Source organism: Myxococcus llanfairpwllgwyngyllgogerychwyrndrobwllllantysiliogogogochensis (assembly GCF_006636215.1).
Taxonomy (GTDB): Bacteria; Myxococcota; Myxococcia; order Myxococcales; family Myxococcaceae; genus Myxococcus; species Myxococcus llanfairpwllgwyngyllgogerychwyrndrobwllllantysiliogogogochensis.
The window spans coordinates 1-12,596 of record NZ_VIFM01000043.1; the positions used below are offsets into that span (position 1 = coordinate 1).

Below are 12,596 nucleotides of genomic sequence, written 5' to 3' on the forward strand. Positions count from 1 at the left end.
CGCTCACCGGGGGCGGCGGGGTCGTCTTCGTGGCGGGAGCCGCGGGCGTCGTCTTCGCGGGAGAGGCCGCGGGCGTCGTCTTCGCCGGGGGCGGCGGAGGCGGCATGGGCAGCGACTCGCCCACGGGCCTGGTGCCCTTGGGGGGCGGAGGCATGCTCAACGAGTCGCTCTTGGAGTCGGCCTTGGGCGGCGGCGTGGCACGCGAACGCTTGGGTGCGGGCGCCGGCGCGGGGGTGGGCTTGGAGTCACCGCCACCGCTGCCACCACCGGAGAAGGCGAAGTAGCCGCCGAGGCCCGCGGCGACCGCGCCCGTGAGCAGCCCGATGTCCGCGACCAGCGCGTACGTCTTGCCCGTGTCCTTGAAGTCCTGTGCCCGAGGGCTCGTCTGCGGCGCGCGTCGGAAGTCATCCTCCTTCGAGGACGCCTCCATGCCGAAGTAGATGCCGCCCGCCAAGAGCGCCACGCCAGTAGCCATCAGCACGTAGCCCAGCGTCTTGCGGTTGGAGCCACCGCCGCTCGCGAAGTGGGTCACCGGCTTGTTGCCGGCGAGCCGGGCCGTGTCCGCGCCCACCAGCGAGGACAAGAGCGCGTCGGAGCCCGTCGCCATGGTCTCGCCCGCGGGAACCGGTCCCAGCGCGTAGGCCAGGTTGTGTCCGTCCGCGACGTCGAGCCGCAGGCCCGTCACCTGGAGCGGGGCGGTGCCCGTGCCACCGCGAACCAGCAGGGCCAGCACCTGGGACACGCCCGCGAGCGTGCCCAACTCGCGCAGGGCCAGGTCACGCTCCGGCCCCTCCGGCTTGCGCACGATGCGCTCGGTCAGCGTCTGGAGCGCACGCATGGACGCGGCGGGAGCCAGCGTGAGCGTCGTCTCGCCCTCGCGTGCCCGGCGCTGCTCCACCTCGAAGCCCGGCGCCATCACCGTCACGTAGTGGTCCGCGGGCGTCAGCCCCTTGAGGTCCACCGGCGACACGCCGCGGAACTGGCCGTCCACGTACACCTGCGCGGGCACGGGCTCGGTGCGCACCGACAGCGTCGCGGTGGAGCCGGCCAGCGCCGCCTTGCGCTCCTTGTCCACGAAGGCCATGTCGTCCGGCGGGAAGAAGTTGGGCGAGAACTGGGCGCGGGGGTCCACCGCCAGCACCGCGCGAATCTCCAACTGCGCCGCCGTGCCCTCGCCGTTGGCCACCTGCGAGGCCGCCTTCATCACCCGGGCGCGGCTCAGGTCGCCGAAGTTGCGCGACAAGTCACTCGCCTCGAACGCGCGCGCGGCCGCCTCGAACTGCTGGAGCGCCTTCTGCGTGTCCAGCTCGTCATACGCCGTCTGGCCGTCCTTCATGGCCGACGCACCCTCGGCGGCCTTCGCCTCGCGCGCCGCCTTGCCCTGCGCGTCCAGCGCGTCCGACAACCGCACCAGGTCCAGCCGTCCGGAGCGCGCCACCGACTGCTCCGCCCAGTACGCCAGCCGCGCCGCCTCCGTTCGTGATGTCGCATCCAGCGAGATGGCCACCACCGTCACGGAGGACGGTGAGGCGGTGGGTACTGCTCGGGGAGTCAGTCGGAGGGGGAGGCTCGACTGCGCGGCGGCGGGGCCGACGGCCAGCATGCCCACCAACCACCCGCTGAGGGCCGCGTGCATCGCGCGATTGCTCGAAGGTCGCATCACTCGTTCACCTTTGTCCGCCCGCCATCAAATGGAGGTCTCGCCGAAATGCAAGGGGGAAGGTGTCTTCAACGACCCTCGGCGCGAGCCGGAGGGCGCCCCGAAACGGCGCTGAGGCCGTTGAGATACTCGAGGGCGACCTTGAGCGGATAGTCCTTGAGGGCCGCGGTGGCGTCCCACGGCGCGAGGTTCTCGGGCAGGCCGCGAGGCGCGGAAGAGGACGACTCGGAGGTAGAGGTGGACTCGGCGCGGAAGTGACGCTGGAGGTCCTTCTCGCGTGGCGTCTCACGGCCCGGCTTTCCACCTGGTTCGTCCGGCACGACGTAGTCGGGGGTGATGCCCCGCTCCTGGATGCTGCGGCCCTTGGGTGTGTAGTAGCGGGCGATGGTCAGCTTCAGGCCGGAACCATCCTCCAGCTCGATGACCGTCTGGACGCTGCCCTTGCCGAACGTCTGCGTGCCCAGGACGGTGGCGCGGCCGTGGTCCTGGAGCGCGCCGGCCACGATTTCGGACGCGGACGCGCTGCCCGCGTTGACCAGCACGACGAGGGGGTATTTCTTCTCCGTGTCGCGGTCCTTGCTGCGCTCCTCGGTGGAGTTGCGACCGTCACGTCCCCGGGTGGAGACGATGGGCAGGTTGCCCGGCAGAAAGCGGTCACTCACCGCCACCGCCTGGTCCAACAGGCCGCCCGGGTTGTTGCGCAGGTCGAGCACCACGCCGCGCAGCTCCTTGCCACCGTTGAGGCCGCGCAGCCTGTCGAGTTCCTTGCGCAGGTACAGGTCCGTGCGCTCCTGGAAGTTCTTCACCTTGACGTGGCCGAAGCCGCCGTAGAGCTCGCTCTCCACGGAGACGATGCGGATGTGGTCCCGAATGATGGCGATTTCGCGAGGCGCGCTGAAGCCGTGCCGCAGGATGCTCAAGAGCACGCGTCCCCCCGCGGGCCCTCGCATCTTCTGCATGGCCCGCCCCACGTCCATGCCCCGCGTGCTCTCGCCGTCGATGCCCACCAGCTCGTCGCCCGCCTTGATTCCCGCGCGCGCCGCCGGCGTGTCGTCGATGGGAGCCACGACGACGATGCGGTCGTTCTTGCGCGCGATTTCGATGCCCAGCCCACCCCACTCGCCCGAGGTGTCGATCTTCATCTCGCGGAAGACCTCCGGCGGCATGAAGACGGTGTGCGGGTCCAACGTGTCGAGCATGCCCTGGATGGCGCCGTAGATGAGCCGCTCCTGGTCCGGCCCCTCCACGTAGTTGTTCTCCACGTACGACAGCACGCGAGCGAAGGTCTCCAGCTGTCGGTAGGTGACGTCGTCCTTCTCCGCCCGTACCGCGCTGGAAGCGGAGGACCGCACAGCCGCGTCCTTCTTCTCTTCCGCGGCCGAGGGCCCTGACAGGAGGAGGAGCGCGGCCAGCGCCGCGCGCCATGGCTGGTGGAGACCCGTCACGTCGGTACGTCCTTTCGCGGTGAGGCTCGAAGGGCGTCCCAGTCTATACCCGGCCCTCAGAGGCTCGACGCATCCGCGAAGCGCACCAGGTGCGACACCAGCTCGTCCGGACGCTCCATCTGCGGCACGTGCCCGAAGCCCTGCACCACCCGCACCTGGGCGTGCGCCGGCAGGTGGGCGCGGAACCAGTCCAGGGAGCGTGACGGCAACAGCCGCTCACTGCCACCCCAGAGGAACAGCACCGGCATGGACAGCTTGCGCACCGCTTCTGGCTCCAGGCTGAGCCGGGTGGACATCGCCTCGGCGGTGAGGGCCTTCACGGTGGGTGTGTCATAGAAGCGGCGCAGCTCTGTCGCCAGGAGCAGCGCGGGCAGCGGGGCCTGGTGGAACAGGCGCCTCGTGAAGGCGCGGGCCTCCGCGGGCGTGCCCACCTTGAAGGAGTTGAGCAGGGCGGTGCTCTCCTCCACCGGCAGCTCCGCTCCCGCCGGAGCCACCAGCACCAGCGCGCGCACCCACTGGGGATACTCCGACGCGAGGCTCACCGCCATCGCTCCGCCCAGCGAGTTGCCGACGACGAAGGCCGGCTCCTTTACCTCCTGCTCCACGAAGGCGCGCAGCACCTCGAACTGGTTGCGCACGCAGACCTGCCCACCGCAGTACTCGGTGGAGAAGCCGTGTCCTGGCAGGTCGGGCGCGACGACTCGCGAGAAGCGCTTCGCCAGGCCGAAGAAGGTGCGGCCGAAGCCATTGGCCGAGCCGCCCAGTCCGTGCACCAGCACCACCGGCGGCCCCTTCCCCTGCCCCTTCAGCGAGTAGAAGTGCACCGACTGCCCCCCGACATCGACTGTCGAGGACTGGACACCTCGCGCCACCAGCACGCGCCGTACCGCCTTCTGCATTCCGCCCATGAGGTCCATGCGCTCGCCTGCTCCTCTCGTGGTGGGAGTCTGTTGCCTCAGGATAACAAGGCGCGAATCGTTTCGCCGCAACGCGTCATGGCACAGGGGCCAGCCAGGGCCCGGGGTCGACGGCCTGCCCGGACTTTCGGACCTCGAAGTAGAGGTACGAGCCCTTGAGCGAGCCCGTGTCTCCCACTTCGCCCACCACCTCGCCGGTGGCCACGGCGGCGCCCAGCTCCAGGGCGATGGAGGACAGGTGGGCCATGAGCGTGTGGTAGCCGTCGCCGTGGTCGACGATGAGCAGGTTGCCGTAGCCCCGCAGCGAGCCCGCATAGACGACGGTGCCATCGGCGACGGCGACCACGGGTGTCCCGGTGGCGGCGCGAATGTCGAGCCCCTTCTGCACGGTGACGGTGTTGAAGCGCGGGTTGACGACCTTGCCGAACGCCACCTCGATGATGCCGCGCGTGGGCTGTGGCAGCTTGCCGCGCAGGGCTCCGAAACCATGCGTGGCGGGGGCTTCCTTCAGCTCGCGCACCACCTGGGTCAGCTCCGCGTCCGCCTGCTCCAGCTCCTTCACCGCGCGACGGGCCAGCTCGGCCTCGCCCGCGAGCGAGCCCACCACTTCCTCGAGCGCCTCGTGCTGCGCGCGGGCCAGCCGCTCCTGCTCCTGGAGGAAGGTGACCCGCGCGGCGAGCGAGGTCTGGAGCCGCTTCAGCTCGAGCGTGGACTGCCGCTGCAGGTGGGCCACGCGCTGCACGCCGCGCAGCAGGTCCAAATCGCCCGACATGCTCGCCTCCAGCGCGCGGGCCCGCCACACCAGCGCGGCGAAGTCCTCCGCCGACAGGAGCACCTCCAGCGGCCGCCGGCGCATGACGCGGTAGAGGGTGCGCAGCCGGGGGGACAGTCGCCGCAGTTGCACGCGCAGCGCCTCGCGCAGCAGCACCTCCTCGCGCTCGGCCAGGATGACGCGCTTGCGGAACACCGCGAGGTCCCCCTCCAGGGCCCGCACGCGCCGCCGGGAGAAGGCGACCATCTCCTCCATCAGCTCCAGGCCCTCGAGCACCGTGAGCTTCTTCGACTCGACGAGCGCCAGCGTCGCGCGCTGGGCGGCGAGCTTCTCGCGCAGCGCGGACTGCTCCGCCTCCTCCAGCTTCTGCGCGTGCGCGGGGAGGCCGGCCAGCACCAGCGCCAGGGTGAGGACGAAGGAGCGGCTCATACGCGCAGGAAACGCCCCACCGCGACGAAGCTGCCGCCCAGCCCCAGGCCGCACCCCGCGCCCACCAGCTCCAGCACCAAGCGCGGCTCCACCCACGGCGCGGCGACACCCGGGCCCAGGAGGAACGCGAACAGCGAGCCCAGCGTGGGCCCCACCAGCCGACCGAAGGCCCACAACCCGAGCAACGCCACGCCCGCGCCGAGCAACCCCTGAAGCAGTCCCTCCAGCAGGAAGGGCGCCTTGACGAAGCGGTCCGTGGCGCCGACCAGCTTCTGGATTTCAATCTCCTCGCGCCGCGAATAGATGGCGAGCTGGAGCGTGGCCGCGACGATGACCACGGTGGCGCCCAGCACGACGACGAAGGCCACCAGCGCGCCGAAGCGCAGGGCCCGGGCGATGGCCGTCAGTCGCTCCACGGCCTGCTCTCCGTAGTCCACGCCGGACACCCCGGGCAGCGCACGCAGCTCCTTCGCCAGGGCCTGGAGCGCCTCGGGCGTGCGCTGCTCCGGAGGAACACGCAGCTCCAGCGCCGCGGGCAGCGGGTTCTCCGGCAGCTCCGACAGGGCCTCGCCCAAATCGCCCAGCTCGGTGCGAAGCCGCTCCAGCGCGGCATCCGGAGGCACCAGCGTCACCTGTCCCTGGCTGAGCTCCTCGACGCGGGCGCGCACGCCATGCGCCTCGTCCTGTCCCAGCTCCGGTGCCAGATACACCGTGACTTCGACTTCGCCGCCCAGCGACGCGAGCAGGTTGTCCAACACGCGCGCACTGCCCCGCGCGAGCCCCGCGGAGAACAGGGCGATGGCGATGGTGGTCACCGCGATGAAGTGCACGAAGGGCGAGTGTTTGAGCCCCACCGCCGCCGAGCGCCAGAAGTACCGCGTCTTCGCCAGCGCGCTCATACCACCATCCGTCGCGCCGCCTTGACGCCGTCCTCGTCGGAGACAATCTGCCCGCGCTCCAGGCCCACCGTGCGCTTCTGGTAGCGCGACAGCAGCGTGGCGTCGTGCGTGGCCACCACCACCGTGGTGCCTCGGATGTTCACCTGGGTGAGCAGGTCCATGATTTCGACGGTGAGCGCCGGGTCCAGGTTACCGGTGGGCTCGTCCGCCAGGAGGATGGTCGGGTCATTGACCAGCGCCCGCGCGATGACCACGCGCTGCTGCTCTCCACCGGAGAGGCGCAGGGGGAACGAGTCCGCCTTGTGCTCCAGACCCACCAGCTTCAGCATCCGCCGCACCTTGTCGCGCGCTTCCGCGCGCGGCACGCCCAGCACGTCCAGCGTGAAGGACACGTTGTCCTCCACCGTCCGGTGCGGCAGCAGCTTGAAGTCCTGGAACACGACGCCGATGTTGCGGCGCAGGTACGGCACGGCGGACTCACGGATGCGGGCGATGTTGCGGCCCCCCACCAGAATCTGCCCCTTGGTGGCTTTCTCCGCGCAGAAGATGAGCTTGAGCAGCGTCGTCTTCCCCGCGCCGGAAGGGCCCGTGAGGAACACGAACTCGCCCTTCTCCACACTGAGGTTGATGTCCGAGAGCACCGGCGGATCGCCGGGATACGCCTTGTAGACGTGGAAGAATTGAATCATGGCGCGGCGCGGGAGAGCGCCAACCTACCACGGCCGGGCGGGAGCGCCCCACGCACGCCGGGCCGCAGCCGGGGCTTTCCCCTCCCACCCCCGGCGCCACCTGTGCGACGGTGCCACGCCTTATGAGCGAGCAGGCCGTGCGGCGTGCGACAACGGGACAGTGGGTGGGACGCATCGCCGGGCCCGTGGCCGCCGCCCTCATCTACGGGATTCCCTCCGGTCTCCACACCCTGCCGGGCCTGGACCACCGCCCCGCCGCCGCGGCCGCCGTCGCCGCGTGGATGGCCCTCTGGTGGTTCACCGAGGCCGTCCCCATGGCGTGGACGGCGGTGCTCCCCGTGGCGCTCTTTCCACTGCTGGGCGTCTTCGACACGGACAACGTCGCCGTCGCGGTGGGGCGCGCCACCCTGCCCTTCCTGGACCCCTACATCTTCCTCTTCATGGGAGGCATGGCCCTGGGCGCGGGCATGGAGCAGTGGGGCCTGCACCGGAGAATCGCCCTGCTCATCATGCGCGCCGTCGGCACCGGGCCGGAGCGGCTGCTGTTCGGCATGCTCGCGGCCACCGCCGCCGTGTCGCTCTGGATTTCCAACACCGCCACGGCGGTGATGATGGTGCCCATCGGCATGGCGCTGCTCTCCCAGCTCCGCGCCGCGGAAGGACGCCCCCTGGAGCACTTCGGCGCGGCGCTCATGCTGGCCGTCGCGTACGGCTCCAACATCGGCGGCATCGGCACCAAGATTGGCAGCCCCACCAACTCCGTCTTCGCGGGCGTGGTGTCGCGCCGGCTGGGCACCGACGTGGGCTTCGTCGAGTACATGGTCGCGGCCCTCCCCTTCGTCCTCATCTTCCTGCCGCTGACGTGGGCGGTGCTGTGGAGGTGGGCCCGTCGCGACAAGATGGGACCCGGCCAGGGCGGGGACGTCATCGACCGCGAGCTGGCCCAGTTGGGCCCCCTCTCACGGGGGGAGCGCACGGTGGGCCTCGTCTTCTTCGTGGCGGCGTTGCTGTGGATTTTCGGCGACCCGCTGCGCCAGGTGCTCGCCGGCCCCGTGGCCCACGCCTTCAACGGCTTCAAGCTGGGGGGCAAGCACTACGAGGCCATGGTGGCGATGGTCGGCGCGCTGACGCTGCTCGTGCTGGGGCGTCTGTCCGTGGCTGCCCTGCGGCGCGTGCCCTGGGACACGCTGCTCCTGCTGGGCGGCGGCTTCGCGCTGGCGGCGGGCATCGAGGCCAGTGGCCTGGCCTCGTGGATGACCTCGCGGCTGTCCGGCCTGGAGTCGCTGCCAGTCCTGGTGCAGCACGGAGTCGTCGCCAGCGCCACCATCCTGCTGTCGGCCATCGCCTCCAACACGGCCACGACGAACGTCATGCTCAACGTGCTGCCCGCCTCGCGGCCCCTGCTGGCGGTGAGCACCTTCGCGGCCTCGTGCGACTTCGCCCTGCCCGCGGGCACACCGCCCAACGCCATCGTCTTCGGCAGCGGCGTGGTGCGTCTGCCGGTGATGATGCGCGTGGGAGTGCTGCTGGACCTGCTCGCCGCCGCGGTGCTCACGGTGTACGGAGCCACGTGGGTGCAGTGGGTGCTGCCCTAGTCTGGAACTGTCGACTGGCCGACACCGCGCTCCCGGGGCGAGACGCCACCGGGGAGCTAGGGGCTACTGGTCGCCTTCTCCGGCGAGGTAGCTGAGGATGACCTCGTCGAGGCTCTTCTCGGAGATGAGGTCCTCTCCGAACAGCGTCTCGACGCCAACCTCGTTGATCTTCGGCTTCTCCTTCAAGGCGCGAGCAGCGGCGACCTCGGGGGGAAGCGCGGGAGGCAGGGGCGCGACGGGAGCGACGACGACCGGCTTGGGCGCCATCGGCTGACCGGGCTGCAGCTTCGCGTGGGCCTGTTCAGCCTCCGAGGCCAGCTGACCGGGCTGATAGTGCCGGACCGTGGACTCGAAGTTGTCGTACACGTTGTTGATGAGGTTGCGCAGCATCTCCTTGTGCTGCTCCTCCATCAACTCACGGACGACCTCCGCCAGATTCTCCGCGTTGAGGATGTCCGAGTAGGACGTCTTCTTGGACGCGAGGATGTTACCGCCCACGAACAGGTGGGTGATGATGTGGGGATTGTTGACGCCCGAGTCCTCGGTCTGGACGTGGTAAACCTTCCCCTTGTGCTTGATGTTGTGGTTGAAGCCGGTGACGGCCTTCTCGAAGGTTTTCGTCATTGCCGAGTGGGCGGACCGTACCAGCCGCTTCCCCACGACACAAGGTAAGCGTCAACCCCGCATGTCGCGCCAGGGGAGCCTGGCCGCTGACCCCGCGCATTTCTTGCGGACGACGCCCGCCTGCCATGCAGCCCACCCTTCATGTGAGAACGCGACCCCGGTCCGTTGAAAAGCCGAAAGCGGCTGGGGTACGTACAGAACATGCGGTGCGGTGGTCAGCGGCGCCAACGTCCAGGACTCCACGGATGAAGAAGACGAACGAGATCAAGAACAAGGTTCGCCTCCAGGACGCCCAGGTCCTGGCCGGAGGCTACTCACCCGCCATCCGCGCCATGGAGATTGGCGCCATCGTCAGCTTCATCGCGCTGGAGCTGTTCCTGGTGTACCGGCTCTACAACAACCCGCATGGCGGCCCGTGGCTGCTCCTGGGCGCGGTGCTGTTGGGCTACCTCGCCGCGGACTTCGTCTCCGGCTTCGTCCACTGGATGGGCGACACGTGGGGCTCCACGGAGATGCCGATTCTGGGCAAGGCCCTCATTCGCCCGTTCCGCGAGCACCACGTCGACGAGAAGGCCATCACCCGCCACGACTTCGTGGAGACCAACGGCAACAACTGCCTCATCTCCCTGCCCGTGGCCGTGGCCGCGGTGTCCATGCCGCTGAGCAGCTCTGGCTGGGTGTTCTGCGCCAGCTTCCTGGGCGCGATGATCTTCTGGGTGATGGCGACCAACCAGTTCCACAAGTGGTCGCACATGGACTCGCCGCCGGCCATCATCGGCTTCCTGCAGCGCGTGCACCTCATCCTGCCGCCGGCGCACCACCGCATCCACCACACCGCGCCCTTCAACAAGTACTACTGCATCACCGTGGGCTGGCTGAACTGGCCGCTCAACCTGGTGCACTTCTTCCCCCTGGCGGAGCGCCTCGTGACGCGTGTCACCGGCCTGGTGCCGCGCGAGGACGACATCGGTGACGAGGCCGCCCGCGCGCTCGTGGAGGCCCAGGTCGCCGCCGAGGCTCCCGTCGTCCAGGCCGCCAAGGAGCTGCTCACCAAGGCCACCACGCCGGAAGAAGCCCCGCCCGCCACGGCCACCACCCGCCCGTCCGCCTGAGCCGGCCCACGGGCGATGACGCCCGTGTTCCGATGACTCGAGCGAGGTCCACGCGATGGACCGCCGAGGGGTGAGGCCCGCGTGCCGCGCGGAGCGCCTCCCCCGACGCCAGGGACTCAGAACTTCAGGTCGACCTGCTCGGCGGCATCGATGGGCCGGCCGAGGAACCTCGCCCCCACTTCCATGAAGCGCTCGGGAACGTCGGTCACGTAGTACGCGTGAGACGGGGCACGCGTCGTCGCGGGCGCCAGCAGCTCCTTGCGAGCCAGCAGCGCCGCCACCGCCAGCGCGGTGGCCTCCGCCGAGTCCACCAGCGCGACATGGGGCCCCACCACCTCCGCGATGACTCCCTTGAGCAGCGGGTAGTGCGTGCAGCCCAGGACGAGCGTGTCCACGCCTTCCCGCGCGAACTCCCCCAGATACTCACGCGCCGTCAGCAGGGGCACGTCGCCCGTGGTCCATCCCTCCTCCGCCAGCGGCACGAAGAGCGGACAGGCGCGGGCCTTCACCCGCACCCCGGGGTTCGCCGTCTCCAGGGCGCGCTGATAGGCCCCGGAGCGGATGGTGCCCGGCGTACCGATGACGCCCACTCCGCCGCCTCGCGTGCGCTCCAGGGCCGCCTGGGCTCCTGGCTGGATGACGCCCACCACCGGCACCGGCAGCGTCGCCTCCAGCGCGGGCAGGGCCGCGGCGGAGGCCGTGTTGCACGCCACCACCAGCAGCTTGATGCCGCGCTCCAGCAGGAACTCCGCGTTCTTCAGCGAGTAGCGCGTCACCACCTCGCCGGACTTGGTGCCGTAGGGCACCCGGGCCGTGTCCCCCAGATACACCGTGCTCTCGTGGGGGAGGTGCTCCATGAGTGACTTGAGGACCGTGAGCCCTCCGACACCTGAATCAAATACGCCAATGGGACTGTGGCTGCCTTGCCGCATGTCCGGTGTCCCTATCACGTTTGATGCCAACGACACGGGCTCCCCCGCAACGCGAAGAGGGCCGAGGCGCGTGGCCCCGACCCTCTTCTTCACCCCACGAGCAAGCGGGTTCGACTACGGGAACAGCGACACCAGCGCGGCGCTGCTCGCCCCCGGGAACACGTGACCGTCGACATTGATGAACACGCTGTCGTTCACCGAGAAGTACTCCGTGCCGTTGCCCGCCTTCGCGTACATCTCCACCTCGTAGCGGCCCGGGCGGAGGAACTCGTAGACCACCGGCGCGTCGTTGCAGCCGTGCCGGTCACCGACGATGCCGTACACCAGCTCCCCAGTGAAGACATCGCGGAAGTTGATGGCCACCTCGGTGATGCCCGCCTGCGAGCAGCTCAGCGCGGAGCCACCGGCGCGCAGCTCCCACTTGATGGACGCCCCGCCAATCACCCACATCGGGGCCAGCACCTGCTTCGTCTCGCCGGACTGAATCGAGAACTGCGCGCTGTAATAATACCAGGGACGGTTCTGCCCATCGACGGCCACCAACTGCAGGTCATGATTGCCGGGGTTCAGCGTGGGCGTGGTGACGCTGGCGCCCGAGCTTCCCTCCAAGCAGCTGAAGCGGACCCACGCGCCCCCATCGATGCGGGCCTCCACGTGCGTCACGCCGGCCTGCCCGCAGCCCAGCCTGCTCGACCCCTCCACGAACTCCCAGCGGATGGCGGCGCCGCTGCTCGTGGTGCGAAGGGTGGCGGTGTACGACGTCGGCTCGCCGTAGCGGGTGGAGAACCGCCCGCTGTGGGCGTACAGCGTGCGCTGCTGCGAGTCGAGGGCGACCAGCTCCAGGTCGTGCTCACCCGGGTCCAGATACGGCGTCTTCACGCTGTTGCCGCCATGGCCCGCCGTGCAGTCGAAGCGCGCCCACTGCCCACCATCCACCCGGGCATCCACGAAGGCCACACCCGCCTGGTTGCAGTTCGGGTTGCCGCTGCTGGAGTTCGCCGGAAACAGCCAGTTCACGTACGCGAAGGACGGCGGGGCGCCCAGCGGCGCGAGGTCGATGCTCACCGTCACGTCGCCATCCACGCGGAAGGTGCCGCTCGCCTCGTAGAGCACCTCGTTGGTGTAGCTGATCGCCTCCACGTTGAAGCTGTAGATGCCCGGCGCGAAGTCGTGGAGGACGATGCCGTCGAAGCCGTTGGCCTGACACGCGTATTGGCCGTCGTTGGCCAGCCGCTCGCCGGGAATCGTGATGTTGACGCCCTTGATGTCGCGGTCCTCGTCGCAGCGCAGTCCGCCGAAGGTCCAGCGGAACGTCGCGTCGCCCGGGTAGATGGGCTCGTCGTAGTCGTCTTCGCCGTGGATGATGCAGCCGGTGGAGACCGCCGCCAGGCAGAGGAGAGCGACCAGCAGTCTGGAGTTCATGGGGGGCAACCTGTCCGTGGGGTGTTGAGGTGTTCGGCCCGTTTCAGTCACCTCTGACGACCCTCTCCGGGAATTATTCATCCGTACGGCCAAGCAACTT

11 protein-coding genes are annotated in these 12,596 nt (G+C 69.6%); 2 read left to right on the forward strand and 9 right to left on the reverse strand.

Annotated elements, in window-relative coordinates; genetic code table 11:
• The 6 genes from FJV41_RS13395 to ftsE form a co-directional block, all read right to left on the reverse strand.
• Positions 1-1,660 (reverse strand): PEGA domain-containing protein (locus tag FJV41_RS13395; RefSeq protein WP_141642855.1); only part of this gene is annotated, 1,660 nt, incomplete at its 3' end.
• 68 nt (positions 1,661-1,728) lie between these two features.
• Positions 1,729-3,105 carry a S41 family peptidase gene (locus tag FJV41_RS13400; RefSeq protein WP_141642856.1) on the reverse strand — a complete coding sequence of 459 codons (1,377 nt, stop codon included), beginning with the start codon at positions 3,103-3,105 and terminating at the stop codon, positions 1,729-1,731.
• A 56-nt stretch (positions 3,106-3,161) separates the two neighbouring features.
• Positions 3,162-4,022, reverse strand: coding sequence for an alpha/beta fold hydrolase (locus FJV41_RS13405; RefSeq protein ID WP_141642857.1), 861 nt, complete (start codon positions 4,020-4,022; stop codon positions 3,162-3,164).
• Between the two features lie 76 nt (positions 4,023-4,098).
• Positions 4,099-5,223 carry a murein hydrolase activator EnvC family protein gene (locus tag FJV41_RS13410; protein WP_181790617.1) on the reverse strand — a complete coding sequence of 375 codons (1,125 nt, stop codon included), beginning with the start codon at positions 5,221-5,223 and terminating at the stop codon, positions 4,099-4,101.
• Positions 5,220-6,122, reverse strand: a complete 903-nt coding sequence (locus tag FJV41_RS13415) for a cell division protein FtsX (RefSeq protein WP_141642859.1) — start codon at positions 6,120-6,122, stop codon at positions 5,220-5,222. The genes FJV41_RS13410 and FJV41_RS13415 overlap by 4 nt, the downstream gene beginning before the upstream one ends.
• Positions 6,119-6,811, reverse strand: a complete 693-nt coding sequence (gene ftsE / locus FJV41_RS13420; protein ID WP_141642860.1) for a cell division ATP-binding protein FtsE — start codon at positions 6,809-6,811, stop codon at positions 6,119-6,121. Before ftsE ends, FJV41_RS13415 begins: the two co-directional genes overlap by 4 nt.
• A 122-nt stretch (positions 6,812-6,933) precedes the next feature.
• On the opposite strand from ftsE, the gene FJV41_RS13425 reads away from it, so the two are divergent.
• A complete protein-coding gene (locus FJV41_RS13425; protein WP_141642861.1) occupies positions 6,934-8,406 on the forward strand; it encodes an SLC13 family permease in 1,473 nt (490 codons plus the stop codon).
• Between the two features lie 63 nt (positions 8,407-8,469).
• Here the strand turns inward: FJV41_RS13425 and FJV41_RS13430 are convergent, their stop codons facing one another.
• Positions 8,470-9,030 (reverse strand): RomY N-terminal domain-containing regulatory protein, encoded by a 561-nt coding sequence (locus tag FJV41_RS13430; RefSeq protein ID WP_141642862.1) that lies wholly within the window; start codon positions 9,028-9,030, stop codon positions 8,470-8,472.
• 245 nt (positions 9,031-9,275) lie between these two features.
• Between FJV41_RS13430 and carF the strand changes: the two genes are divergently transcribed.
• Positions 9,276-10,142 (forward strand): plasmanylethanolamine desaturase, encoded by an 867-nt coding sequence (gene carF, locus FJV41_RS13435; protein ID WP_141642863.1) that lies wholly within the window; start codon positions 9,276-9,278, stop codon positions 10,140-10,142.
• A 116-nt stretch (positions 10,143-10,258) separates the two neighbouring features.
• Here carF and murI read toward each other — a convergent pair whose 3' ends face one another.
• Positions 10,259-11,074, reverse strand: a complete 816-nt coding sequence (murI, locus tag FJV41_RS13440) for a glutamate racemase (protein WP_141642864.1) — start codon at positions 11,072-11,074, stop codon at positions 10,259-10,261.
• Positions 11,075-11,188: 114 nt separating this feature from the next.
• The gene (locus tag FJV41_RS13445) at positions 11,189-12,496 is read right to left on the reverse strand and encodes a hypothetical protein (RefSeq protein ID WP_141642865.1); all 1,308 of its coding nucleotides are present in this window, start codon (positions 12,494-12,496) and stop codon (positions 11,189-11,191) included.
• Positions 12,497-12,596 lie beyond the last annotated feature (100 nt).